Annotated in this window: 21 protein-coding genes; 1 reads left to right on the forward strand and 20 read right to left on the reverse strand. The window is 32.8% G+C overall.

Translation table 11 applies throughout. From position 1 onward, the window contains the following. Positions 1-70 precede the first annotated feature (70 nt). From hpt to ychF, 15 genes are all read right to left on the reverse strand, one after another. Positions 71-622, reverse strand: coding sequence for a hypoxanthine phosphoribosyltransferase (hpt, locus tag AB6B24_RS07055; RefSeq protein ID WP_021467019.1), 552 nt, complete (start codon positions 620-622; stop codon positions 71-73). Then, entirely contained in the window at positions 603-1,874 is a 1,272-nt protein-coding gene (gene tilS, locus AB6B24_RS07060; RefSeq protein ID WP_311805555.1) for a tRNA lysidine(34) synthetase TilS, read from the reverse strand. Before tilS ends, hpt begins: the two co-directional genes overlap by 20 nt. After that, positions 1,871-3,220: a serine hydrolase gene (locus AB6B24_RS07065; RefSeq protein WP_311805577.1), complete on the reverse strand. Its 1,350-nt coding sequence runs from the start codon at positions 3,218-3,220 to the stop codon at positions 1,871-1,873. The genes tilS and AB6B24_RS07065 overlap by 4 nt, the downstream gene beginning before the upstream one ends. A gap of 137 nt (positions 3,221-3,357) precedes the next feature. Beyond that, complete coding sequence (locus AB6B24_RS07070; RefSeq protein ID WP_195936342.1) at positions 3,358-3,681, reverse strand: RNA-binding protein; 324 nt, start codon at positions 3,679-3,681, stop codon at positions 3,358-3,360. Further along, entirely contained in the window at positions 3,681-4,055 is a 375-nt protein-coding gene (locus AB6B24_RS07075) for a septum formation initiator family protein (RefSeq protein ID WP_015425603.1), read from the reverse strand. Before AB6B24_RS07075 ends, AB6B24_RS07070 begins: the two co-directional genes overlap by 1 nt. 28 nt (positions 4,056-4,083) lie before the next feature. Beyond that, positions 4,084-4,353 carry an RNA-binding S4 domain-containing protein gene (locus AB6B24_RS07080; protein ID WP_003132170.1) on the reverse strand — a complete coding sequence of 90 codons (270 nt, stop codon included), beginning with the start codon at positions 4,351-4,353 and terminating at the stop codon, positions 4,084-4,086. A 118-nt stretch (positions 4,354-4,471) separates the two neighbouring features. Continuing rightward, a complete protein-coding gene (locus tag AB6B24_RS07085; protein WP_162523723.1) occupies positions 4,472-4,942 on the reverse strand; it encodes a hypothetical protein in 471 nt (156 codons plus the stop codon). Positions 4,943-5,100: 158 nt separating this feature from the next. Further along, on the reverse strand, positions 5,101-8,586 hold the full coding sequence (mfd, locus tag AB6B24_RS07090; RefSeq protein ID WP_311805559.1) for a transcription-repair coupling factor: 3,486 nt from the start codon (positions 8,584-8,586) through the stop codon (positions 5,101-5,103). After that, complete coding sequence (pth, locus tag AB6B24_RS07095; protein ID WP_003132167.1) at positions 8,587-9,153, reverse strand: aminoacyl-tRNA hydrolase; 567 nt, start codon at positions 9,151-9,153, stop codon at positions 8,587-8,589. Between the two features lie 17 nt (positions 9,154-9,170). Then, positions 9,171-9,641, reverse strand: a complete 471-nt coding sequence (locus AB6B24_RS07100) for an AAA family ATPase (RefSeq protein ID WP_311805561.1) — start codon at positions 9,639-9,641, stop codon at positions 9,171-9,173. Positions 9,642-9,835: 194 nt separating this feature from the next. Then, entirely contained in the window at positions 9,836-10,471 is a 636-nt protein-coding gene (locus tag AB6B24_RS07105; RefSeq protein WP_195936339.1) for an ABC transporter ATP-binding protein, read from the reverse strand. 1 nt (position 10,472) lies between these two features. Beyond that, positions 10,473-12,464: a DUF1430 domain-containing protein gene (locus AB6B24_RS07110; RefSeq protein ID WP_226898145.1), complete on the reverse strand. Its 1,992-nt coding sequence runs from the start codon at positions 12,462-12,464 to the stop codon at positions 10,473-10,475. A gap of 5 nt (positions 12,465-12,469) precedes the next feature. Next, the gene (locus tag AB6B24_RS07115; protein WP_058217594.1) at positions 12,470-12,817 is read right to left on the reverse strand and encodes a hypothetical protein; all 348 of its coding nucleotides are present in this window, start codon (positions 12,815-12,817) and stop codon (positions 12,470-12,472) included. Positions 12,818-13,071: 254 nt separating this feature from the next. Then, positions 13,072-13,395: a helix-turn-helix domain-containing protein gene (locus AB6B24_RS07120; protein ID WP_010905027.1), complete on the reverse strand. Its 324-nt coding sequence runs from the start codon at positions 13,393-13,395 to the stop codon at positions 13,072-13,074. A gap of 111 nt (positions 13,396-13,506) precedes the next feature. Beyond that, positions 13,507-14,622: a redox-regulated ATPase YchF gene (gene ychF, locus AB6B24_RS07125; RefSeq protein ID WP_015425597.1), complete on the reverse strand. Its 1,116-nt coding sequence runs from the start codon at positions 14,620-14,622 to the stop codon at positions 13,507-13,509. Positions 14,623-14,903: 281 nt separating this feature from the next. Here ychF and AB6B24_RS07130 point away from each other — a divergent pair, with 281 nt between their 5' ends. Continuing rightward, entirely contained in the window at positions 14,904-15,461 is a 558-nt protein-coding gene (locus AB6B24_RS07130) for a helix-turn-helix domain-containing protein (protein WP_311802244.1), read from the forward strand. Positions 15,462-15,470: 9 nt separating this feature from the next. Here AB6B24_RS07130 and AB6B24_RS07135 read toward each other — a convergent pair whose 3' ends face one another. From AB6B24_RS07135 to dnaA, 5 genes are all read right to left on the reverse strand, one after another. Next, complete coding sequence (locus AB6B24_RS07135) at positions 15,471-15,671, reverse strand: DUF951 domain-containing protein (RefSeq protein WP_003132155.1); 201 nt, start codon at positions 15,669-15,671, stop codon at positions 15,471-15,473. A 36-nt stretch (positions 15,672-15,707) separates the two neighbouring features. Continuing rightward, on the reverse strand, positions 15,708-19,319 hold the full coding sequence (addA, locus tag AB6B24_RS07140) for a helicase-exonuclease AddAB subunit AddA (protein ID WP_311929522.1): 3,612 nt from the start codon (positions 19,317-19,319) through the stop codon (positions 15,708-15,710). Beyond that, positions 19,312-22,611: an ATP-dependent nuclease subunit B gene (rexB, locus tag AB6B24_RS07145; RefSeq protein ID WP_311805567.1), complete on the reverse strand. Its 3,300-nt coding sequence runs from the start codon at positions 22,609-22,611 to the stop codon at positions 19,312-19,314. Before rexB ends, addA begins: the two co-directional genes overlap by 8 nt. A 105-nt stretch (positions 22,612-22,716) precedes the next feature. Beyond that, complete coding sequence (gene dnaN, locus AB6B24_RS07150) at positions 22,717-23,859, reverse strand: DNA polymerase III subunit beta (protein ID WP_311805569.1); 1,143 nt, start codon at positions 23,857-23,859, stop codon at positions 22,717-22,719. Positions 23,860-24,015: 156 nt separating this feature from the next. After that, on the reverse strand, positions 24,016-25,383 hold the full coding sequence (gene dnaA / locus AB6B24_RS07155; protein ID WP_311805571.1) for a chromosomal replication initiator protein DnaA: 1,368 nt from the start codon (positions 25,381-25,383) through the stop codon (positions 24,016-24,018). Positions 25,384-25,964 lie beyond the last annotated feature (581 nt).

Genomic DNA, 25,964 nt, shown 5'->3' on the forward strand with positions numbered 1-25,964 from the left:
AGTAAGTATTGGTCAGAGATTTTTTCATACTTTAGTCTGAGAAAAATTTTAGATGACTAAAATCAACGAATTATTTGTTATAAACTTCTGGTTTTAAAACTCCGACATATGGAAGATTACGATAATTTTCTTCGTAGTCCAAACCAAATCCAACAACAAATTCATTAGGAATTGTAAAACCTGAATAATCTGGTTTAATTTCAACAATTCGTCCTTCTGGTTTGTCAAGAAGTGTTACAATTTTTACGTTTGCTCCACGATGTTCCAAAAGTTCTTTTAGATATTTTAAAGTACGACCAGTATCGATAATATCCTCAACAATCAAAATTTCACGACCTTTGACTGCTGTATCAACATCTAAAATCAATTTTACTTCACCAGAAGATTTTGTACCGCCGTGATAACTTGATACAGTCATAAAGTCAGTTTCTAAGTGACAATCAATATGTTTGATTAATTCAGCTAAGAAAGGAACTGAACCACGAAGAATTCCTAAGACTAATGGATTTTTTCCTTCGTATTCTTTTGTTAATATTTCTCCAAGTTCTTTGGATTTTTCTATAATTTCTTCTTCTGAAACTAATACTTTTTCAATGGCCTTATCAAGATTTTTTTCGAGCATCGTTGATTTCCTCTCCTATACTGGGTTTAACCCATAATATTCTTCTAATTTTATCATTTTTGAGCATTTTACTCAAATCAGAACACGCAAGACCGACAATGGCATAGAGTTTTTTATCAACGAAGATAAGTGGATTCTCTCGGGCCTTTAATGGAACTTTGTTATCAATAAAAAACTTGCGTAATTTTTTATGATGACCATTGATTAGAATTTGATCCCCAGGCTGGCGTTTACGAATTTCAATTTCCCCTTCAAGAGGCAAATAAACTTCCATAAATGATTCATCTTGCGGATTTTCATTTACAATCTCTACTGAATTCTCCCTTTCAAGTTGAATTTTTTCAAGATAAAAGAAATCTTTAGTCTTCACAAAATAAAATTCCTTATTCAATTTTGCGAAATATTGTTGAGGACGATTGATAATATGAAGTAATTCTGCAAATTTTTTCTTACTTACTTCTATTTCTGGATATTGAGCAAAAAATGCTTGTAAGATAAAATGTTGTAATTCTTTTGTTTGGGAGATAAATTTTTCAGATGATATTTTTTCATCAACAATTTTAAGTTCCGAAATTTTTTGATTAATTACTGCCAAAGCCATTTTAATTTCCGAGCTCAAATCACTGATTGATTGTGAAAATTGAGGATTTTCTTTTGTTAATTCTGGAATTAGTTGATTACGTATTCTATTTCTAAAATAATCTAATCCTTGATTTGTTGAATCTTCATAATAGGTTGGTGCATCAAGTTCTTCTTTTGTAAATTTCAATAATGGTCTGATTAATTGCCCACCTGCAAAAGGTTGACGGTCAGCAATGCCCTGAAGACTTCTCAAAGGACGTCCTGTAATTTGACGCATTAATACCGTTTCAACAAGGTCTCCTTGATGATGAGCTGTCAGCAAAATATTGTAATTTTCTCTTATCATTAGCTTTTCAAAAAACTGATAACGGAAATCACGTGCATTTTTTTCTGTAAACTCTCCTGTAAACTTGTCAACATAAATTGGTACTTTAAGTTTTGTTGCCATTTCTCGAAGAGCAATTTCTTCAAACTTTGACTCTTCTCGTAAGCCATGATTAATGTGAGCCAGTCCCAGTTCAATACCGAGAACTTCTTTTAAATCATAGAGCCAGTTAAAAAGAGTCATTGAGTCTTTACCACCTGATAAAGCCAATAATATTTTTGAATCTTTATCAAAATAGTGTTCATCTTTGACTATTTTTAAAAATTTACGTTGAGCTGGTGTCATTTCATAACTCCATAAACATCTTGAGAAATTGCTTTTATTTCATCATCTGTTGCCCCATCAGTTTCAATGACCAAAAGATATGGTTTACTTGCAAATACAATGGCTGCATCATGATTATCTGTATCTGCACCACCAATTTTGTGAGCAACCGATATATTTTTAGGAACGCCTGCTCTAATTTTAACATCATCAAAAGAGGTATCAAATAAAGCGTTAAAGGAAGCCCCTCCTTCATTATAAAGAGCTTCTAGCATTCTACCTACCATTTGAGCTGAGGCATTTCGCTCTTTTGGATTCCACTCTTGTCCAGCAATCCTATTTATTTCTTTTTGATAGTTTGGATTAAACTCTTGGGTTTCATAATAGGCGAGCATATTACTTCCGACATTGTCTGAGAGTTTGGCTGTTCTATTGATGACATCCTGAAGACTGTAATATTTATTATCTGCTGTTTTTGGTAAATTTCCAGTTCCTTCTGGCTTATAGCTTCCATAAAAAGTATTAATGGCTGGGGTGTACAATAGTTTGTCATCAAGTGAAGCCAAACCTTCATTAAGTCGTTTTTGAGTCCAATAAAGAATTGGAATTTTAGAAAGACTTGCTGAATACATTTTCTGTTCTTGGTTTACACCAGCTGTAAACTTATCGTCAAGTTCTTTGACATAGATTGAATACTTTTTGTCATTGTATTTCTGATTCAATAATGCCTGAACTTGCTTGATTTTGGGATTTTCCAAAGAAATATCATTTTCTGAAACCCAACCCGTTTGGCCATTATCTAAAGATACTTCGTAGTAAGTTCCCCAGTTAGTCTTAGCGATTTTGTCAGCAGAAAGTTGATGACTGCCACTTAAATTTGTCATTATTTGATTATCATAAGTGGTTACGGGGTTGTAAAATACATTGACACTTTTATCAGTATATATTGTTGTATTTGTTGACTCTCTAGAAATTGTAAGATCTGATATCACAGCTTTTTTGTCGGTAGAAATATACTTCCCTGTCTTTAACTTAAAGGATTTTCCAACAATTTCGACAATATCTAATTGTGTCTTAGCTGGAATTTTACCAACTGATTTGGTAAGGTTTGGGTCCTCATAAGTTGTTAATTCTTGATAAGCCACTGCTCTTTGGGGGATTGAAGTCCAAGTTTCAGTTTCTTTTTCTTTGTCTGTAACTTTGTCAGCTACAACAATATTTTTTGATTTACTGACCTTTTTGTCAGCAAAATATCTTGTTTGTGAAAAAGCAAAAAAGCCTGGGATAATCATTAAAAGCATCACCAAGGCCACTCCACTATTAATTTTTGTTCTCTGTTTTTGCATGATTAAAACCTTGCCCAACATCTTATCCATTCCATAGAATAATTTCTGTTGTAATCTTTATCTTTTTAATTCCTAGAATTTTTCATAAAATAGATGCTATTTTTAGTCAATAGAATAGTCAAAGAAAAAACTAAATAATATTTTTTCTTTTTAATTATTTAGTTCAATTCACGATTTTTTTGCTCAAGTTCTGTAAGTCTTTGGTGACTTGTTTCTAAAAATTCGGCATAGACATTTTTAAAATTTTTTTCTTGATAATTTAAATCAACCTTACCATCTTCGTGTATTTTTGAAATTTCAACACCAATCAAATCTCCAATTTGTACTTTGGGTACATTTTTAGGGATTTGTGACCAACGCAAAAGTCCTCTATTTTTACTGACAGCTTTGTCCGCAAGTTTTTCTGTACTTTCGTCAAGTTTTTCAGTAGAAATTTTTACAAAAAGTCCAAATCTTGTAATGTTTTCAACTTGTCCAATCATTATTTTGACCCGTTACTTCCAATCAAAGGACTGTCAGTAGTAAAAACTTTTTCATCACTTTGTGAATATTCTTGACCGTCACTCCGAGCAAATTTTTGGAGATAGTTAGGATCCTGAAGTTTTGATATTTCTTCTTTTTTAATCGTTACTTCTTTAGAAAGACTCTCATATTGTTTCTTTGCACTTTGTTCTAAAGCTACTTGATTGTGCAAAGTTTCATATGATTTTATCAAACTCATACTTGCTAGACTAAAAAGTAAAATTGCCACGATCAAAATAAGCCCTAAATGTTTTCTTTTTGGTACTGGGTTTAAATTTCTTTTTTTATGCTTCTGAGTGTACTTATTATTTAGTTGAATCACTTGCTTTGCCATGACAACCTCCAATCTATTTTGATGATAATTACTCAACTTCTTCTGTAATACGAGTTTCGCTAATCATTTCATACATTTTATCAGCATCTTCTTTACGTGTAAACTCTTTTAATTCAGCAACCCGAACTTCAACAATTTTATTTCCGAAACGAATTTCAATTGTGTCATTAAATTTTACATCAGATGAAGATTTCGCTAATTTTCCGTTAATTTTAATCCGACCTTTGTCGGCAACTTCTTTCGCAACTGGACGACGTTTAATCAAGCGCGAAACTTTTAAAAACTTATCTAATCTCATGGTTTGATTATAACATATTTCATTTTGTTTGAAAATGCCTTTATTTATAATAATAAGGCTCCATCATTAGTGACAGAACCTTATTAATTTACTGACAGCCCTGTCAGTAATTTTTTTATTATTTTGAACGTCTAAGTTCTTGATATTCTAGCCTTGCTGCTTTGGCGTCTTCTTTCATTGTTGGATAAGCTTTTTTTATATCATTAGCTGAAATAAAGAAGAAAACAATCGCAATAATTTCAATTGGAAGTAGAATAAGACTTGAAAGTCCTAAAGCAATATTTCCTGTCCCACCCGCTGAAACTTCGGTAACTAATAAAACCATAAGAACAACTCCTAATCCTTGAGTTACATACATTAAAATTGGTGCCACATGTTTTCTTTTTCTTACTAAATCCAGTTTACTTGCCCAAACATGAGCAAAAATCACAAAAACAAAAACGATTGTTCCAAAAATTCCTTTATTGTACCCCACTAAAGATAATAGAAAAACAAGAATAATAAAGATTGGAATAATAAGATAGTAAGAATAAGTTTGATAGGGTCGGCTTTTTTCTTTCAACTCCGCTTTTGCTGCTTTTAAATCCACTTTTATAAATCTCCTTTAAGATATGAGTTTAATTTTATAAATTACATCTTGAGAATTTTTTCTCTTTATGTTTTTTATTTCCATAAAATTATTAAACTCTATTTTTTATGGCTTTATATAAAAGTATTGTATCATATTTATCTTTTTTTACAAAAAAATTACTTGTTTTCGTAACTGTCTCGTATTTTTGATAATTCTTCAATAAAATTCATTATTTCGCTCAAAAGAACAACTGAGTTTCGATTTTCAATTTTAAAGCGGAAAGTCATTTTACCATATTTTTCCCCCACAGAAGCTTTCATGCTTGTTTTAGCCAAAGCTTTGAAATAATCTTGCGGGTCATAGGTGGTATTAGCCACTTTTTCCAAAGTAACAGTTGCTTCAAACCTCGATTTTTCAATTTTTTCAACTAAGGCATTATCTGCAAAGTGTTTTAAGAGACCAATTTCCAGAAGATAAGCAACTTCATCTGGATATTCTCCAAAACGGTCAACCAATTCTTCTTGTAGTTCTTCATAAATCTCACGACTATCAATTTGACGAATTCGTTTGTAAATTTCAATTTTTTGACGTTCATCAGAAATATAATAAGCAGGAATAAAGGCATCCAATTCCAAAGAAATTTCCACATTTGAAGTCCGTTTTTGCTTACTTGTTCCAAGTTTAGCGTGAATGGCTTCTTCCAACAGTTGTGAGTACAAATCGAAACCAACAGAATCAATAAATCCTGATTGCTCACTTCCCAGTAAATTACCAGCACCACGGATAGACAAATCACGCATGGCAATCTTGAAACCTGAGCCTAATTCTGTAAATCCTTTAATAGCTTCCAAACGTTTTTCCGAAACTTCAGACAATATTTTTTCAGGTCGATACATGAAATAGGCGTAAGCCACCCGATTTGAACGCCCCACTCGCCCTCTTAATTGATAAAGTTGTGACAAGCCCATCATATCCGCATTTTCAATAAAAAGCGTATTCGCATTTGGAATATCAACCCCAGTTTCAATGATTGTCGTTGCAACAAGCACATCATAATCACCCGCGATAAAGGCAAGTAAAGTATTTTCAAGTTGTACTTCAGTCATTTGGCCGTGTATAAAACCAATTCTTGCTTCAGGAATTAATTCTTCTAATTGAGAAACTTTTTGCTCAATCGTGTCAACCCTGTTGTAAACATAGTAAACTTGTCCACCACGAGAGATTTCTCTCAACACGGCATCACGAACCACACCGTAGTTTGTTTCCATGACATAGGTTTGAACTGGATAACGGTTTGTTGGTGGTGTTTCAATAACTGACAAATCCCGAATTCCAAGCATTGACATATGTAGAGTCCTAGGAATAGGTGTGGCTGTCAATGTCAAAACATCAACCTGGGTTTTTAATTCTTTCAAACGTTCTTTATGCTTAACCCCAAAACGTTGTTCTTCATCAATAATCATCAAACCTAAATCAAAAAATTCAACATCTTTTGAAAGTAAACGGTGGGTTCCAATAATTAAATCAACTCGTCCTTTTTTCAATTTGGCTAGAATTTCAGTTTGCTGTGTTTTTGTTTGAAAACGACTGAGAACTTCAACATTTACACCAAAGTTGATAAAACGTTCAGTAAAATTATTAAAATGCTGCTCAGCAAGAACAGTCGTTGGCACAAGAACTGCGACTTGTTTCCCGTCATTTATGGCTTTGAAGGCTGCTCGCATTGCAACTTCGGTTTTACCAAAACCAACATCACCAACTAACAAGCGGTCCATTGGCCGTTCAAGTTCCATATCATGCTTAATTTCATTGATTGAACGCATCTGATCTTCAGTTTCAACATATGAAAAACCAGAATCAAATTCTTCTTGACTGGTGTCATCCGGCGAGAATGCAAATCCTTTTTTCGCCTGACGTTCAGCATAAAGTTTAATCAAATCATCTGAAATATCTTCAACTTGTTTACTGACAGAAGACATGGTTTTACGCCAACGCCCATCATTCAGTTTATTGATTTTAGGACTTTTTCCTTCACCAGCTGTATATTTACTGAGTAAATCTAGGTGATCAACTGGAACAGAAATTGTATCCCCATTTTGATATTGAATGGTCAGATAATCACGATGCATTCCGCCGACTTCAAGCGTTTGTAAACCTAAATATTTCCCAATCCCATGATTCTTATGGACTACAAAATCACCAACAGCGAGTTCATTGTAATCTTTTAGTCTTTCTGCATTTGTAATATTCAGTTTGCGTGCCTTTTTCTTACGCATTTTACCAAATATTTCATGCTCAGTCATGACGACTAATTTTTCATCAAGGAAATTAAAACCATTGGATAATTGCAAATCAATCAGATTGACTTTCCCCACTTGAATAGATTTTCTGTCAACCTCTTGTAAACTTAAATCTAATTCATGGAGTGATTTGCGGAGTTTTTCTGATGATACAGCTAAAACAACTGTAAACTCTTGCTTAATAAATCGTTCAACTTCAGTGTAAAAAAGTTCTAATTGACCGAAAAATTGTTGCATTGAATGTTGTTTGAAATTATAAAGTTGTTCAAATCTGAGATTTCCAAGCCCTTTTTGGAAATTTGAAAAGAAGGTAGCAGGCTTATAATTTCTAACTTTTGCCATTGTATCTAGCAAATAAGTCTGCCCTTCAAATCCTCTTTCCATTGCTTTTTCAGATAAAATGAAATCTGCTAATTCCATTTCTAACTTATTATTCATTTCATTTACTTTTTGAAAATCATCAATGAATATTTGAACATTTTTTGGAAAATAATTTAAAAGTGAAGTTTTTTTATCATAAAAATACTCCGCAAATTTTCGTAAATATTTGTGATAATAGTGATTTTGAGCTGCTGAAATCACTTCTTCCATATATGATTTTGCTGACGGGTCTGTCAGTAAATTTGTCATTTCTGTCAGTGATTTTGCACCCTTGTCAAATTCTTTGTCAGTCAAAATAAAATCACTGGCCGGATATATTTCCAAACGTTCAAGGCTTGTCAGTGAACGTTGACTCTCCACATCAAATGAGCGAATCGTATCTACTTCATCACCAAAAAACTCTAAACGTACCGGATTTTCCGCATCTAAAGGATAAATATCAACGATATCTCCTCGCATTGAAAATTCACCTGGCGTCATCACGCGCTGTGTCTTTTCATAACCAGCTTTTGATAATAAATTAACTAAATTTGATAAATCATACTCATCCCCAGAGGTCAGTAAAAGATAATTTTCTAAAAAATTTTCGGGTCTTGGTAAATAGCTCCGTAATGCCAAAAAAGGTACGACCAAAAATCCTGTTGACTTTTCGTCAAGTAGGAAATTAAGTGCCTCAAGTCGATAAGCAACTCGATCTTTAGATGCAAGTGCGAACTCTGCGTAGATGTTATCGTCAGAAAAAAATTGAAAAACTTTTTCTTCACCAAGCAAAGTTGACAGTTCATCATAAAGTTCATTCGCATGAAACTGGCTGTCAGTAACAATAATATATTTGTCAGCAACATTTTCATAAGCATTTGCCATCACTAAGCTCTTTGCTGTTCCTGACAATCCTGTCAGTAAAGTTCGCTCACGCTTTGAAAAACCTTGTTGCCATTTTTGTAGTTGCCAATTTTGGTCAAAAAATTCAATAATATTCATTTAGTTAAATTTATTCATTGTCTTTTGAAAATCACCATTTTCAAGATAGAATTTCATTGCATCAACAGCTTTGAAAATTCCATCTTGAGCGATTTCCTTATCTTCATTGTCAAAACCAGAGAGTACATGATTCACAACTGTCATCCCATGTTTTGGACGGCCAATCCCAATTTTTACACGGTTAAAAGTTTGACTTCCCACATGTGTAATGACTGATTTTATCCCATTTTGTCCACCAGATGACCCTTTTTGTCTTAGACGCACGCGCCCAACCGGTGAATCCAAGTCATCATGCATGACCGTTAAATCTGCCTCGTCTATATTATAATATTTCAAAAGTGGCGCCACCGCACGCCCAGATTCATTCATAAAAGTCAGAGGTTTCACGAGAAACAATTTTTCACCATTCACAAATGTTGACGCGACAAGCGACATAAAAGGTTTTTCTTCTTTAAAATCAACATTCAGTTCTTTTGCCAGTAAATCAAGTGCCATAAAGCCCATATTATGTTTTGTTTTTTCATATTTATCGCCTGGGTTTCCCAAGCCAACAATCATTTTTGTCATTTTCTATTCTTTCTTCTCTATTTTTGAAAATTTTTTATAAATTGCCGAATTTCTCTTTTATTGTGTAAAACAATTTTATTTTTTTGAGCATTTATCAGTTCACTCCGGCCAATTTTTTGCCAGATAAACATCTGTTTTAACATCTGTAAACTTGGTCGATAAGTTGATTTTTCAAGTCTCAATTTTTGTTTTACATAGCGCTTAATTATCCGATATTTCAGTAAGTTTTTAGGTAAATCTAAATAAATAATCTTGTCAACTTTGTCTAACAATGGAATAAATCGTTCGCGTAATGTATCTTCAATGATAAAATGCTCATTCTTAAAAATACACTCAATTGACTCGAAAACTTCTTTATCTGTTCGATTTCTTTCACCTTCATGAACGATATTATCCAAGTGAAACACGCGCATTGAGTTTTTTTCACTTAATTTCCTAGCCAACGTTGATTTTCCAGAACCAACTGTTCCGACAATATAGATTTTCATTAGTTTAACCTACCAAATTTACTGACAGACTTTTCAGCTGTCCTATTTTTATCTGTCAGTAAATATTTCAATAAAAGCCAAAAGGCCGATTCATAAAAATCAGCTTCTGAGATTATTATAACATGTTTATTTACCTAGAGGAGAAAAAAAAAGACCCAATATTTCTATTGAGCCTTTTTAATTTTCATCACAGATCATTCCCCAATCTCAATAACTAAATCACTAATTTCTTTCAGATAAGAATCATGTGTCACAATGACAACCGTCTTTCCCTTATCAACTTCTTGACGCAAAAGAGCAATCACTTCATTTCTATTTTCTGTATCAAGCGAACCTGTTGGTTCATCTGCCAAAATCAGCTGACTTTCTTTTAATAAAGCCCGTGCAATTGCTACTCTTTGTTTCTCTCCACCAGAAAGACTATAAACTTTTGTATTTAATCGATGATTTATGCCTACTTGGAGTAACAATTTCTTCATCTTTTTTCGTTTTTCTTTTTTTGAAATTCTAGAATAAATCAGTGCTATCTCTAAATTTTTTTCGATTGTTTCATCTTCTAATAAAGCAAAGTTTTGAAAAAGATAGGAAATATGGTGACGGCGCAGTTTTAAGGCAGCTGTACTGTCGTAAGCTGGAGCAAATCTATTCTCAAAATAATATTTTCCATCGTCATAATCTTCAATCATGCCGATAATATTGAGTAATGTTGATTTTCCAGCACCACTAGCACCATATATAGCTGTCATCTTTCCTTTTGGGATTTTCAAATTGAAATTTTCAAATATTTTGTGACCTTTATAACTTTTTTCAAGATTTATTAACTCAATCATTTTATTCTCCCTTCAATACATCTAACAATAAATTTTTCTTAAGATGTCTCAAAACAAGCGCAATAATTGAGATTTCAATAATAAAATAAATCCCTAGTGCTTCCGCAGTCACTAATTTGTCACTTTGAGTCATTGCATAGGCTAAAAATACCACCGCTTGACAAAAAACTAGTGTAAACAAGGATTTATAGATATTGAAAAATGATGCACCGTAAAGATTTTTCACCGCAATTTTCTTTTTATAGGTCTCAAAATAGAAAATAGTGGTTGCTAAAATCATGGATATAAAGATGAGAAAGACTAAACCGTTAGTCACTGCATAACTGTATGGGTTGCCAACAGTACTTAAATTATCAACTTTATTTATATCAGCTACTCTTACCATTGACGGATTACTTTCAAGAACATTATATTTTTTAAAAATTGGAATCAAAGGAGCATAGGACTTCTCTATTGAACCATTAATTTTATATTTCATCACTGGTGAATTTAAAAAGTTAATATTGCCATTGTCCACTATGTTTTTTGAAGTGTAAACTTCTATAATATCTGGAGTACTTTTAGAATCTAAACCATCCAATAATTCTAATTTTTGATTATTCTTGATAATATAATACTTAAAGGTTGAAGCTTGGAAAGAAGATAGTGAATCCGATGAAGCATAATATTTCTTAATTTGAGGAAGTTGAGATTTGTATTTTTCCGAAATAAGCACAACTCCTGAACTCTGATCAGCATCTATTTTTATCTTCTTATTTTCTGTAGATAGTACAGTAAATCTTGATAAGTAGTTAGTATTTACTTGTAAATCACTTAGGGTTCTCACCTTATCGATATTTGCACTTAGTACATTAACATAAAGCCCCGCATGATTTTCTGCATAATAGAATAAATCAAGAGCAGAGGGATTAGAAAAATTATTTCCCTCATATCCTCCTATGGCAGGATAAATCACACCATACTCATAATCCAATTTTGTATGCGTGGAAAATCCAGTATTTACAAAATAAAGTAAAGAAGCTGTGGTAGAAACAGTGACTAGAAAGACAAAAGCCTTTATCCCATAAAGGATATAATGGCTGTACTTAAAGAAAGATTTGGAATTAATCTGATTGGCAAGTGAAAAACTTGAAACAATACCGATTGATATATAAGATAAGCCAATCACTAAGAAAGTCATAACAAACATAAGAACGCTGTAGTCAAAATTAAAACTTTGAAAAAGCAAAAGGCTAGAAACCAAATAAACTACTACGCTCACAATTAAAAATTCTTCCAGGAACAAACGTTTCCCAATCATAAAACTCCCTGCACCGTTTAGCCGATAAGTGGCAATAGCTTTATTGTTTCCGACTAGCCAAACAAAAAGAAATACAGCAAAAAATACGAGGGAAATACCAATGAATAAAATTAAATTATAATTAGTGTATAAAAATCCACTTGCAGTATCTGGCATGTAACCTTCTGGTTGGACTATCAAACTCTGAGCATTTGTTTTTACATGGTAGGTCTGATTTATTTTTTTTACAAATTCTTGGAGTGCATGTCTATCATTTCTACTTTCAACAAAAATATCAGCGTTTTCTAGTTGAACTTTTGAAATATCTTTAAGCGGAGCATTCCAAAAATTATATTTAAATCCATGCGATAAATATGTTTTTTTATTCTTTTCTTTGTAATTCGTCTGGTAAAAAACAAAATTATTCTTACTAGACGATAAATCAATCTCCCCTTTTCCATTTCCAGCATACCCTCCATAGCTACTTCTGAAAACAAAAGATGCACCAATTTGAGATGACACATCTTCTGCTATAGAGGCTATCTTTTCATTGTCAACAATGGAAGAAGGAAGATAAATTTGCCTATAACCTTGCACATTAAAATTTTTTGCAACTTGTTTGTCCGCCTCATTATTTTTAATGATATTAGCAGTTGATAAAGAGATGACTGAGAACAAAATCAAGAGAACGAATTTAATAACCTTATTCATCATGCTTCTTATTTATACCATCCAGATACTGGGGCATTCCAGGCACCAACTTGTGTAGCATAAGAAATTTTGTTCGCTCCTGTGACCGAGCTATAGACTGGTTTTATATTTTTACTACTCCCAACTTTTACCCAACTTTGATGTTTACGATTAATTTTTGCATTATCATGTCCCGTTGCCTTACTAATTTTAGGATTAAATCGTTCAACATAGCAAGTATTCCAACCACCAGAAACGAAAACCTGTGCCGAAGCAAAAGCTGTTCCAGAGATAAGTGCAGTCCCCAGTACTAAAACCGATACTTTTCTCTTTAGATTTCTGCGTCTAATCAGAGCGCGTGTCATTGTAAGTTCCATTGTGTTCCTCCTTTAAATATTAATAAGCTAGCTAAAGTCTCCATCAGAGCGCTAGTGCTTTTTTTCTGATAAGACAATGTAACACTTTTTGTTTGCGCTTTCTTTATTGTGATTATAGTCTTAATTAACTTTTTTGTCAATATTTTAATTTTATAAACACTTTTATTTATTAAATGTAATTTATGAACAAGTGTAGTATTCAATCAATTACTTTCGCTAAACAAAAAAAGACCAAAATGGCCTTTTTATTTTCATCAAAATAAATGTAAAATAAATTTTAAAGTAAAGAGAAATGGAATGATAAATCCCCAACCCACTTTATAAATTAACTTCAAAGTCCGTTTGTCATCAATCTCATGTTTTGCTTTTTCTTCCATCTTTTTGTCACCTTTGAGCAACGTGTCCAAAGAACAATCGAAAATTTCACTAAGTAAGATAATTTGGTCTGTTGTTGGTAGTGATTTTCCTGTCTCCCATTTTGAAATTGATTGACGAGAAATATGCATTTTTTTCGCCAATTCTTCCTGACTGAGATTTTTCATTTTACGATTTTCTTTGATTATCTGAGAGATTTCCATGTTGCCTTCCTTTCATGCTTTAAGAGTATCGTTTTTTATTCTTCAACTCAAGCATTTTTAGGTTGCAAAAATGCACCAATTCGGTGCATTTCTTCATTTCATTTACAAGGTTTACACGTTGAAACGGAATTCCATAATGTCGCCATCTTGACCAACATATTCTTTTCCTTCTTCACGCAAGCGACCGGCTTCACGAACAGCTTTTTCTGAACCGTATTTAAGCAAATCATCATAAGACATAGTTACTGCGCGGATAAAGCCTTTTTCAAAGTCTGTATGGATAATTCCTGCCATTTGTGGAGCTTTCATTCCACGTTTGAAGGTCCAAGCACGGACTTCTTTTTCACCAGCAGTAAAGTAAGTGGCCAGGCCAAGAAGGTGGTAAGCTGCACGAGTCAACATATCAACACCAGATTCTTTTAAGCCAATTGCTTCCAAAAATTCTGCTTTTTCATCATCTTCCAACTCTGAGATTTCTTCTTCAACACGAGCAGAAATCACAGCAACTTCAGCATTTTCAGTCGCCGCAAATTCACGAATTTGTTTCACATATTCGATATTATCAGGTTCGCCTACTTCATCTTCTGAAACATTAGCTACATAAAGAACTGGTTTACTTGTCAATAAGAACAAGCTTTTAAGAACCTTTGTTTCATCTTCGTCAAAGTCAATTGTTCGTGCTGATTTACCATCTTCAAGTACCGGTTTGAGCTTTTTCAAAACATTAAATTCTGCGACCGCATCTTTATCTTTTGCCGTACGAGCAACTTTTTCAACACGCGCATAACGTTTATTGACTGATTCTAAATCGGCCAAAATTAATTCAAGATTAATTGTTTCAATGTCTGCCATTGGATCAATAAAGGCATCTTCACGATTATTTTCACGCATTACATTTTCATCATCAAAAGCTCGAACAACGTGAATGATGGCATCTACTTCACGAATATTGGCAAGAAATTTATTTCCTAGACCTTCTCCGCGTGAAGCCCCTTTAACAATCCCAGCAATATCTGTAAATTCAAAAGTTGTCGGAACAGTTTTCTTAGGTTTAATCAACTCTGTTAACTTGTTTAAACGTTCATCCGGTACTTCTACCATCCCAACATTTGGGTCAATTGTTGCAAAAGGATAGTTTGCAGCTTCTGCGCCTGCTTTTGTAATTGCATTAAAAAGAGTTGATTTACCAACGTTTGGTAAACCAACGATACCTGCTGTTAAAGCCATGTTTTATATTCTCCAAAATTAAGATTAATTAGTTCTAATTATACTGTAAATCGCCTAAAAACACAATAAAGGCAAGGAAAATCATAGAAAAACTCTAAGTTTACAAGTTTACACAAGACTCGTAAACAATAGAGCGTATCGTCACTAGCCTTTATTTTAAAGGTTTGCCACAAAATGTTACCCTAAAATACCACCTATGTTCTTGCTTTTAACTTCGCTTTAGTTGATAATGAAATCAGAAACAAATCACTAAATCACCCATTTAAATTTAAGGAGAAAAAATGCTCGGAGAAAATTTACAAAAAGCTCGTCTTGCCCAGAGGCTCACACAAGAAGAAGTTGCAAAAGAACTTTATTTTAGTAGACAAGCCATTTCACGTTGGGAATCCAATAAAACTGAACCAAATTTTGAAACATTGATTGCCCTAGCCGAATTATATGAATCAGATTTATCAGCTTTTGCTCAAGGAATTGAACCACAAAAAAGAAAGAAACATATCAACCTATTTGCTGGTTTTGGCTTAGTCTTTTTTAACTTCGTTCTTGGTTTCTGGTTGATAATTACTATTGCTTTGATTCTTTTGGCTCTCTATGCTATTATATTAGCTTTATTCCTTGCTCCATTTATTATGATTTTCGCTGTTGCTACTCATAACCCACATATTACTTTTGGCAATGCGAATGGAGCAACAGGTTTTGACTGGTGGTACTGGTTAGTTGCAATTATCGCTTGTTCGCTGATGGTTCTTGTTAGCCCTTTGATTTGGCGATTTACAAAGTTACTCTACTTTTGGCTTATTAAATACCTCAAATTTAATCTCAAATCGGTTTATAATTAAAAAAAGGGCTCACTTGAGCACCTTTTTTATTTTTTTATTAAAGTCAAAACGACTCATCATCACTTCATGATTGCAGTTTGTACATCTTATCTTGATATCTGCACCCAATCTAGTAATTTCCCAAGCATTTGCTTTTTTACCAGTCGCCTTAACAGTGCAGGCATGAGGTTTCTTCATCTCGACAATCGAACCTAATTCATATTCCAGCATTATCTATCCTTTCTATACAATCCCTGTCATTATAATCTAATCATCTAGTTTTTCAACAAAAACTTGCTGAGGGCCTCCTAATAAAATGAGATACTTGTCAACTTGGTTGACATCGTAGGCTTTTTTCAAAGCCTCACTATAAAGATTCATCTGATCTCTATAACGCTCTTTTATTTCAGAAATAGCTGAAGAACTTGTAAATCTATCTGTCTTATAATCAAATAGAACGATTTTATCAGTAAGTTTAACAAATCCATCACAAATTCCCCGAACAATATACTGCTCTTTAGCAAATTCATCTGTTCTCAACATTGAAAATGGTGCTTCTTTAACTGTTTTATCAACATTTTCTGATAAAAACTGACCGAAATCTGTATCAAACAAAGTCAAAATTTTAGCAATATCAATTTGATTTTTTATTTTTTCATCAAATCCCATTTCATCAAGTGTCGCTTGAAAACTAAATAAATCTACTTGAGAAAAATCTGCATACTGCATAAAACTATGTGTTGCCGAACCGATTTCTGCAGCAGTAACTTTCTTAGGACCAAAATCAGAAAAATCTAGCTTTTTGACCCGAGTAAATTCACTTATCGGTTGAATCTCACCCACTTGTAATTGTTTTTCGTAGCTTCGTTTTTTAACCTGACTTGGTGTTTGAATACTTGAAAGCTCTGTTGCTGCTTGATTTGGATATTCATAATTCATAATTTTTTGAGCTTTTTGTATTTCATCAGAATAGGCCATGATATTATCAAATTTTTCCGATTCTTCGACCAATTTTTTGAAATCAGGTTGACTTGTAAATTCAAGTTTTTCTACTTCCAACTCTTCTTTTGTGTAGACATTGAGTTTCATCGGAAGTTTTGTGGCATTTTGAAGCGCCAATATCCAGTGTTGAAAACCGCGACTTGAGTTACGAAATTTATCTTCTAAAGTCTTTCCTTCTAAACTTGCATTATCATAAAGGTCAAGTCCTGATTTCTTATCTGTTTCTTTTATTTTTCCGACAAGATAAAGTTTTTTCTTTGCTCGTGTAAATGCAACATATAAAACACGCATTTCTTCTGAGAGAGCTGCTCTTTGTTTTAAGTCTTTATTCACCATATAAGGGAATGTTTCCATTTTCACTAAAGCATAAGGGAAATCAGTTATAACATCTGCTTCATCCTTTAAATCAGCAATAAGCTTCATTCCTAAACCATTTTCACGACTTAGGATAACATCTTCTTTCAAATCACGATCGTTGAAACGAGATTGTAAATTCATTAAAAAGACATAATCAAATTCTAATCCTTTTGATTTATGGAAGGTCATCACTCGAACAGCATTTTGAGGAAGTTTTATATTAACAGAAGCTAAATCATTATTTTGTTCCATAAATTTGTTGATTAATCTTACAAATTTAAATAATCCTTTATAACCAGAACTTTCATATAATTCTGCTCGAACTGCTAAGGCTTGTAAGTTCGCTTGACGCATTTCACCATTTTTTAAGGCACCAACATAGTCGAAATAGTAGGTTTCAGTATATATTTTCCAAAGTAAATCATGAATTGCAACTTGGTTTACAAGTTTACGCCATTCTGTAAACTTCTTATAAAATGCTTTAAGCTTGTTCTCTAAGGAAGGATTGATAAGTTCTGGATTTTGTCCTTCTTTATTAAGTGACAAAAGAATTTTATCCCAAAATCGAAGGTCATGGCTTCCTTGAGTACTGATTCTCGTTAATTCATCTTCATTAAATCCAAATAACGGAGACCTTAACATCGCAACCAATGATAAATCATAGAGTGGATTATCGATTGCTCGTAAAACATCTAACATAATTAAGACTTCCATTGATTTCAAAAAATCAACTCGTCCTTCATCAAGAACGACCGGAATATCGTAACTAAGCAGAATATCCTCAATTTTATTATTATTTGATTTAGAACGAACCAAGATTGCTATATCTTTTGGTTCAACTCCAGCTTCAATCAATTTTTTTATTTCTTGAGCTGCTCCTTTAATCTCTCCATCCGAAATTCTTACTTCGGATTCATCTGTTTCTTCATCACTTGTATTTTCTTTGTATAAAAGAAGTTCTGGATAAAAATCTTTCTCAGATTCAACTGGATAATCAGTAATATTTCCTTGAACTAATGCTTCTTCTTTGCCATAAGTCATCTCACCTAATTTTTCATCCATCAGGTGTTTAAAGATATCATTTGTAAATGTTAAAACCTCACCACGTGAACGAAAGTTTTCTTTTAAGCGAATTAATTGATTTGGATTTTCTGTCTTGGCATAGTCTTTATATTTTTCTAAAAAGAGGCCAGGATCAGCTAAACGAAAGCCATAAATTGATTGCTTAATATCACCAACCATGAAGAGATTATGTCCATTTGATAAAAGTTCCAGCATTCGCTCCTGAGTGTGGCTGGTATCCTGATACTCATCAATCATGATTTCATCATAATGTTCTCTTAAAGTTTCACGTATATCTGGATTTTCCTCTAAAATTTCGATGGCAAAGTGTGCGATATCAGAGTATTCAAAGGCATTTTCATTCTTTTTACGTTCTAAATAACTTTGGTAAAACTCAATAACAAATTTTTGTAAGTTTTCTGCGATTTCAAATGCTTGATTTTGATATTTTTCAATCAACTGACCATGTTTTATTTTATCAACAAACTTCCGAATTTCTCCAGGTTTGGATTTCGAGCCGACTAAGTCTTGCTTTTGTGCTGAAAAATCTTTTTTCAGAGCCGAAAGTATTTCATCTTTTGAAGAACCCACCCGAATATCTGTATCTATTGATAAAAATAGTTCTGTGAAAGTTGCAAAATCTTTAGTGGTTATTGCTTCTAAGAGTTCATTTTTATTATCTAAAATAAGATTGGCCTTATCACGTCCAGCCCCTTTTTTAGCAATTACTCCATTGGTTAATGAAGTTTCTAGAAGTTCAAAAAATATCAGTAAATTCTCTTTTATATCTGCTGAAAAATCTGCTGACAAGTCTGTCAGTGATTTATATGTTTCAAAACCTTTTAAAAATTGATTTTCTAACCACTTTATTGGATTTTCAGTTGCTGACGCAAAACGGTAAATAGTGTAAACTACTTTTTGAAAACCAGCAATATTTCTGTCTTTAGAAAAATTTTTTATAAGTTCTTCAAATTTTTCTTTTGAAATATTCAATCCATCATCTTCTGATAGATAAGACTCAACCAATTGTTCAAAGACTTCTTGTCTAATTAAATCACTCTCTGTTTGATCAGCTAAGATTCGGAAATTCGGGTCAATATTTACTCGATTGAAATTCGTTTTTGTCAATTTTTGGGTGAAACTATCCATAGTTCCAATATCAGCATTTGACAGGTTCTGTAAAGCAAGTGTCAACCTACGAGCTTGATTTTCATCAGAACTTTCTTGTCTGGCTTTTTTTAAATCTCGCTCAAGCCGCATCCGTAATTCGCTTGCTGCTTTTTTTGTAAATGTGGAAATGAAAAGTCGATCAATTTCAATTCCTTGTTTGACTTTCTCGACAATTCTTTGAGCCATAACAAAAGTTTTTCCGGAACCAGCACTCGCTGAAACTAGAATATTCTTACCAGAACTATGAATGGCTTCATTTTGCTCTGGAGTTAATTTTACTTCACTCATTTCGCCCTTCTCCTTTTAATTCTGCTAAGATTTCTGCTTGGGATTTTTGACCAATTTCACGACTATGCTCATTCATGTGTAAATTTGCTTCAAATCGACAAATAGATTTAAGCGGACAGTAGCGACAACCTCGAACATTACCTGTTTGATCAATCCCTTCGGAGCGTTTCATAATTGGATTTATTGCAATCTGACCACTCTTAAGTCGCTGACCAGCATGCTGATAATGATTTTCATTCAATTTTAAAAGCTGTTCAAATTCTTCTTGATTGTAAATATTAGATTTTTTTACAGTAATATTTTCTATTGCTTTTATTTGGTCAGCTGCCTCTTCCAAAACTAAACCATCATAGCGCATTGATTCTTTCAATAAGCCAGCAATCTCTGATAAATGATTGATTTCTGATAAGTTAATTGGTTGATTTTTAAATTGTAAATAAAGAGCACCCCATATTTTTTGATTAGGAAAAGCTTCTTTAATTACGTCTAAATAGGTCATAAATTGTAAACTCAGACCGTCATAAGCATCCTGTAATTTAAAAGAATGAGCACTTGATTTGTAATCTATAGCTCCTAAATAATCAGAAGAAAGTTGGTCCAAACGGTCAATTCTTCCTCGTAAGTAAATATCATCAACAGAAAAATTACCTAATTCACTTTTTGGTAAACCAAAACTACTTTCTGTCAGTAAAGTTTTAAGTTCATCAGTAGAAACTGTTTCCTTTAAAACTGTTGCAGTCTGTCTAACAATTTCTTCTAAATTGGTCCAAGTAAATCTTGCTGTTGCATCCTGAGTAAAATAACGAGAGTAATTACTGTCAACATCATGTAAAACTTTTGTCAATTTTTCATCAAAATTTTCAGCTGACAAGGCTTCTTCTTGCATGACTTTTTCAAAAACTTCATGGAAAAAGTTACCAACAATTTTGGAATTTATATCAATATTTTCAAAAGTTTCCAAACCCAAAGTGGTCTCTAAAAAGTACTGATATTCACAGTTATAAAAGCGTTCAAAAGAACTGACAGAAGCATAAAGTTTATCACCATAAATTTGGTCTAAGGTTTCTTTTGATAAGTTTACCGTATCAATATCTTTAGCTAAATCCAATAATATTTTTTGAAAATCTGGATTTGACTTAACTAAAATCCGGAAAATACTAGACCAAAAAACTCTTTTGTCATCATTTTTTTCTTCTGTTTCAACAAGTTCACGCTCAATTTTTCCAATCATAGAAATCACTGAACGACTGTTTCCAATGTGCTCTAAGCTTTCAAAAAGATTGACTTCTTGAATTTTTTGAAGAATTTTTTCATCCGCATGATTCAAAAATAATTGGAAAACTGGTGAAAATTCTCCTTGCTCATTTGCCATAATTTGTGGCATGGACAAAACTAAAGTTTCTTTTGCCGAATTCACTAAAGAAAGGACTGTAAACTGATTTTTTTGATAGTTGACAACGTTCAACTGTTCAATAAACTGATTTTCATCAGTTGTTTGATTAATTTCTAGTCGTTCTTCATCGGATAAAAGTGTTGAATTTTTCTTTATTCTTGGAAAATTAGTTTGACTCAAACCAATGGCATAGATATATTTATTAGTTTTAGGTTCAACAAGTTCATAATCTTTGATATTTACAACATCAACGTTTGCTGGAATTTGTCGATATTTCGCATTTTTCAATCCTACTAATAAAATATCTAAAAACTCCACACTTTTCAATTTTTCATCAGAAAAAACGGCCAAAAACTCATTCAATATCGAAATAAGCATTTGCCAAACTTGTTCATGTTTATCAGCCATTTGATGCTTATTTTCAGATTCTGCTTCTGAAAAATAAGTGTTCATATTGGCCATTACATTTCCATTTTCAAGTAAAACTTGTAAATCAGAAACCCATTTTTTTCCTGTTTTTTGTCGATTTGTCCCTAAAAAGACTTGTAAAGGAGAATCATTTCCCAATAAGTTTTCGCGAAGTTGATTCACTAATTCAATTTTAGAAAACTCACTTTCATTGAATGCTTCCGTAAATTTTTTTCGACCAGAAATCTTATATTTTTGAACATAGTATTCAAAGTAATCAATGACTTCTTCATCAAGGTTGACATCAGTGTAAACCTTGCTTTTTAGGAGATTGACAACATCATCTGTCCGATAATTATTCTTTTTAATTGAAAGTAAACTTTCAAAAAAGATAACCAAAGGATGCTGACTCATTGATTCTTCTTGGGCATAGAAAAATGGAATTTCATAAAGTTCAAAAATCTCTTTCAAAGTAATTTCATAAGCAGCTGGGTCACCTACTAAAACTGTAAAATCTTTGAAAAAAGCCCCCTGACTTATTTTTTGTCTAATTTCCTTTGCGACACCTTCAATTTCAACTTTTTGGTTTTCGGCTTCCCAAATTCTGAAATATTTTGCATCAGCAGAATTTATTTCAATATTTTGATCAGAAATGGCAAATCGTGAATCCAAATCGAGTAATTTTGTCAACTTGTTGTAAACTTCATTGACAGATGAAAAAGCCATTTTTCTTAGTTCTACTGGAAATTTACTGCGAAAACGCCCAATCATTTGACTCGTACTGATATAAATTGTTTCAGATCCAGCTGTCAGTGAATTTTCATCACTGTAAGTTCCAATGACAAAACGTGCCACTCTATCTTGAATACTTTCAATAAAAAGCTCTTCTTCCGCAGAAAATCGAGTATATCCATCAATGACAATTGTCACATCTTTGAGTTGAAAATCAAATTCCCCATCAGCAAGACGACTAGTAAAATCACCAAATTCTGAGTAGTTAGCATAGTCATTTGCTAATTTTTCTTCAAATCTACTTAAAATCTTTTTTAATTCTTGATTTTTAGGGCTGTCAGGTAAATTTTCTACTGACAGATTTGCTGTCAGTAACTCTGTTCTTAACTGAATTAGCATTTCCAAAAAACCAGCAGAATCCTGTAGAGAAAAATACAGCGGAATTTCTTCTTTTGAAAAACTCCTCAAAACACGTCGAAAAAGCATTGAAAGGCCTGCTGTGCCTAACTCTGTCTTTGTTGTCGCTTTTTCCCGCTTATCAAAATAATAAGGCAATTGCTTAAAACGAGTGACGAGTAAGTCAAAAACTGCTGCATCACTTCCCTTAGCCAAGCGCTCTAAAATTTCTTTCTCCTTCTCAAATGACATTGAAGAAGGCACAATGTAATAAACTTTTCGATTTTTTCCAAGTTCTTCAAGAGAAATCTCTAATAGTCCCTCTGTTAAATCTTGTGTAATTTCAGTATATAAAATTTCCATAAAAAATAGACCTAACTTTCGTTAAGTCCATTATAACAAAATCTAAATTTACTGACAGACATTTTCGTCAGTAAATCTAAGCTGACAAAAGAGCTGTCAGTAAAATTAATTTGTACGTACTGGTGTAATCAATTGAACAAATCCAGATTCTTCATTACGTGGTTGTAAAGTGAACGGACGAACATTAGAAATAAAGCGAATACGAACTTCTGGTGCTTTAATCACTTTCAAAGCATCAATCAAATATTCAGGATTAAAGCTGATTGCTAAGTCATTTCCTTCTTTTGATAAGGCCGTCAATTCTTCATGGACAGAACCGACCTCAGGAGAGTTGGCTGTAGTTACTACAGAATCACCAGAAACCGTCATTTTTACAGTTCCATTAGTTGTCATTACTGTCAACAAACGCGCACGATCCATTGTATGACGCAATTGCGCAGCATCAAAAACTAAATCTAAAGTATAATCAGCTTCATTTGGAATTAAACGATTAGTATCAGGATAAGATCCTTCAATCAAACGACTATAATAACTAATTGTTTCATTTCTAAAAAGCATTTGGCTTCCACTAATGAAAATTTCAATCTCTTCTTCATCATTTGTGAAAACATTTTTAAAACTATTGATTGATTTACTTGGCAAAATAACATCAAATTTTAATTCTGAATCTTCTAAAGGCAATAAACGTTGACTCATCCGATGTGAGTCAGTTGCGACTGCTTTTAATTCTCCAGTTGATAAAGTTTCTAAATGAACACCTGTAAAAATTGGACGATTTTCTTGAGTACTTACAGCAAAAACTGTTTCTGTAAAAATTTCTTTAAGTACTTTAACTTTCATTTTCAATGAAGAGCCTTCGGAAATTTCTTGTAAATGCGGATAAATTTCTGAATCCAGGCCTTTTAAAGTAATTTCTGACTTACCAGAAGTTAACAAAACTTGCTTTTGTTCTTTTTCAGTAAATTCAAGAGTGATTTCAGGTAATTGACTTACCACATTTTCAAAGAAAGCAGCTTCTAATAAAACTGAACCAGTCCCTGAAATAAGCATACTTGCATCTTTATTATCAACAGGTAAAAAATTCTTGATTGAAATTTGACCATTTGAACCAATTAAAGTAATTCCATTTTCTTCAACTTCAATTTTTAACTTTGTTAAAGCAGGAATTGTTACTTTAGAACCAATTGCTTGTTTGGTAATTCTCAAAGCATTTTGAAACGCATTTTTATTAATTGAAAATTTAATCATGAGATTCCTTTATAATTTCTTTTTATAAATATAATAGTAATAGTAGTAGGTCCTGTGGATAATCTGTATAAGACAAATCCACTTAGAAGTATAAGCTTTTCCCCTGTGGATAATTAAAGAATAAGCATTTTATAAGTCCTTGAGTTTTCCACAGTTTTAAAATTTACGTTTAATGCTATCGATGTCTTTTTGAACATCCATATCATTTTTCATCTTATCCGAAATTTGTTTATAAGCATACATTACCGTTGTGTGATCACGGCCGCCAAAAGCAGTTCCAATTGCCGGAAGACTTGTACCTAAAAGTTCTCTGACAAGATACATCGCAATCTGTCTTGGAAAGGCAATTTCCTTAGGACGCTTAGGACCAACAAGATCTGAGAATGAAATATGATAATAATTAGCAACTTCATCTTGAATTTTTTTAATAGTAAGATTTGATAAAGATTGCTGAGCTGCATTTTTTAAAGAACGCAAAGCCTGACTTGCTGTCTCAATATCGACTACGGCAATGCCATTTGCTCGAGCCACAAATTCGACTCGATTTAGAGCGCCCTCGAGTTCGCGAACGTTTGAATCAATCTGACCAGCAATATAAGATAGAGTTTCACTCGGAAATTCTAAACGACTTGATTCAGATTTAATCAAAAGAATAGCCATCCGAGTTTCATAGTCAGGAGCCGTAATATCAGTAGTCAAACCCCAAGAGAAGCGTGAAACCAAGCGATCTTCCAAATTATTTAATTCTTGCGGAATACGATCAGAAGTTAAAACAATTTGGGAACCTTTATCATAGAGTGCATTGAAGGTATTGAAAAATTCATTTTTCGTCCCCTCTTTATCACTGAAAAATTGCACATCGTCCAATAGAAGTAAATCTAAATTACGATAAGTATTTTCAAAATTCTCCATTTGGTTTTTTCGCGTTGCATTAACATAGTCGTTAACGAAATTCTCCGAAGAAACATATTTAATTCGAGCAGTCGGATTGTCAGTCAAAATCTGATTTCCAATTGCATGCATTAAATGCGTCTTACCTAGACCAGCTCCACCATAAATAAATAGTGGATTATAGGTATCACCAGGTTTATCAGCAACAGCAATTGCCGCAGCCAAAGTCCAACGGTTACCAGGACCTTGCACAAAATTTTCAAAATTATATTTCTCGTTGAGACCACTAACCAAAGGAGAAGCGGGTTTAGTAGTAGAATGCGGCTGCTCTTCAATAGAAGATTGATTATTTAAACGATGAAGTTCCAGTTCAGTTAACTCATCATTTGCATAGAGTTCATAATCAATCATCCGACCAAAGACCTCAAATCCCGCCGTTGTGATCAAATCGGACTGTTTTTTCCAATAATCTTTTTTCATTCCACTATCAAGCAAGATATTGGCAGTATCTTGCTCGACAGACATTAATTGAGCAGGCTCAATAAAAAAATCATAAGCTTGTTTACCGATACTCTGCCGAGCTAGTTCGGTTACACGGGCCCAAAATTTTTGATTTTCATTAAGGGATGCCATATTACTCCTTTACTTTTTAGTTTGTTGATAACTCATTATATCATTTCACATTATATTTTTCCACAGTCTGTTGAAATTAACAAAAGAAAGTTTTCCACCATAAGAAAAAGTTATTAACAAAACTGTGGATAATGTGTAAAAATTTTTTTATCCACAGAAAAAGAGAAGGAATACCAAATGCATACGGACTTATCCACAAATCAAAAAAAGTTAAATTTATAGATTATTTGCTGTGGAAAAAGAAAAAAATAAGAAAAATTTACCACAGCTTTTAGACAGTCAGTTCTATCTTTGGGGATATTTTATCTCTAATGTAATAAAATCCAAGAATTTGAAAATAAATTGTTAAATTTTAAGTTTTCTACTATATAAAGACGGAATATAGAGACGAACTATTTGCTACAAAATAAGAGAAAGTTCAATTTTCTACTATCCATAATAAAAATTTACTTAAGTTTAAAAACATCATTTCTACATAAAAAATCAAAGAATTTTATTCTCAGAAGGTAAGAAAGACTAAAATAAGTACCTTATCTTATTAAAAAAAGAAAAAATAAAAACTAAAGAAAATCAGTTGTGGT

The sequence above is a fragment of the Lactococcus sp. AK05 genome (genome assembly GCF_041026685.1).
GTDB lineage: Bacteria > Bacillota > Bacilli > Lactobacillales > Streptococcaceae > Lactococcus > Lactococcus lactis.

Excerpts from the sequence above, each read along its gene's own strand:
- dnaA (WP_311805571.1), bottom strand. The coding sequence starts at position 25,383 with ATGGCATCCCTTAATGAAAATCAAAAATTTTGGGCCCGTGTAACCGAA.
- mfd (WP_311805559.1), bottom strand. The coding sequence starts at position 8,586 with ATGAATATTATTGAATTTTTTGACCAAAATTGGCAACTACAAAAATGG.
- addA (WP_311929522.1), bottom strand. The coding sequence starts at position 19,319 with ATGAGTGAAGTAAAATTAACTCCAGAGCAAAATGAAGCCATTCATAGT.
- AB6B24_RS07070 (WP_195936342.1), bottom strand. The coding sequence starts at position 3,681 with ATGATTGGACAAGTTGAAAACATTACAAGATTTGGACTTTTTGTAAAA.
- AB6B24_RS07135 (WP_003132155.1), bottom strand. The coding sequence starts at position 15,671 with ATGCTGGAATATGAATTAGGTTCGATTGTCGAGATGAAGAAACCTCAT.
- AB6B24_RS07075 (WP_015425603.1), bottom strand. The coding sequence starts at position 4,055 with ATGGCAAAGCAAGTGATTCAACTAAATAATAAGTACACTCAGAAGCAT.
- AB6B24_RS07130 (WP_311802244.1), top strand. The coding sequence starts at position 14,904 with ATGCTCGGAGAAAATTTACAAAAAGCTCGTCTTGCCCAGAGGCTCACA.
- AB6B24_RS07120 (WP_010905027.1), bottom strand. The coding sequence starts at position 13,395 with ATGGAAATCTCTCAGATAATCAAAGAAAATCGTAAAATGAAAAATCTC.
- tilS (WP_311805555.1), bottom strand. The coding sequence starts at position 1,874 with ATGACACCAGCTCAACGTAAATTTTTAAAAATAGTCAAAGATGAACAC.
- AB6B24_RS07065 (WP_311805577.1), bottom strand. The coding sequence starts at position 3,220 with ATGTTGGGCAAGGTTTTAATCATGCAAAAACAGAGAACAAAAATTAAT.
- dnaN (WP_311805569.1), bottom strand. The coding sequence starts at position 23,859 with ATGATTAAATTTTCAATTAATAAAAATGCGTTTCAAAATGCTTTGAGA.
- AB6B24_RS07115 (WP_058217594.1), bottom strand. The coding sequence starts at position 12,817 with ATGGAACTTACAATGACACGCGCTCTGATTAGACGCAGAAATCTAAAG.
- rexB (WP_311805567.1), bottom strand. The coding sequence starts at position 22,611 with ATGGAAATTTTATATACTGAAATTACACAAGATTTAACAGAGGGACTA.
- AB6B24_RS07080 (WP_003132170.1), bottom strand. The coding sequence starts at position 4,353 with ATGAGATTAGATAAGTTTTTAAAAGTTTCGCGCTTGATTAAACGTCGT.
- AB6B24_RS07110 (WP_226898145.1), bottom strand. The coding sequence starts at position 12,464 with ATGATGAATAAGGTTATTAAATTCGTTCTCTTGATTTTGTTCTCAGTC.
- pth (WP_003132167.1), bottom strand. The coding sequence starts at position 9,153 with ATGACAAAAATGATTGTTGGCTTGGGAAACCCAGGCGATAAATATGAA.
- hpt (WP_021467019.1), bottom strand. The coding sequence starts at position 622 with ATGCTCGAAAAAAATCTTGATAAGGCCATTGAAAAAGTATTAGTTTCA.
- ychF (WP_015425597.1), bottom strand. The coding sequence starts at position 14,622 with ATGGCTTTAACAGCAGGTATCGTTGGTTTACCAAACGTTGGTAAATCA.
- AB6B24_RS07105 (WP_195936339.1), bottom strand. The coding sequence starts at position 10,471 with ATGATTGAGTTAATAAATCTTGAAAAAAGTTATAAAGGTCACAAAATA.
- AB6B24_RS07100 (WP_311805561.1), bottom strand. The coding sequence starts at position 9,641 with ATGAAAATCTATATTGTCGGAACAGTTGGTTCTGGAAAATCAACGTTG.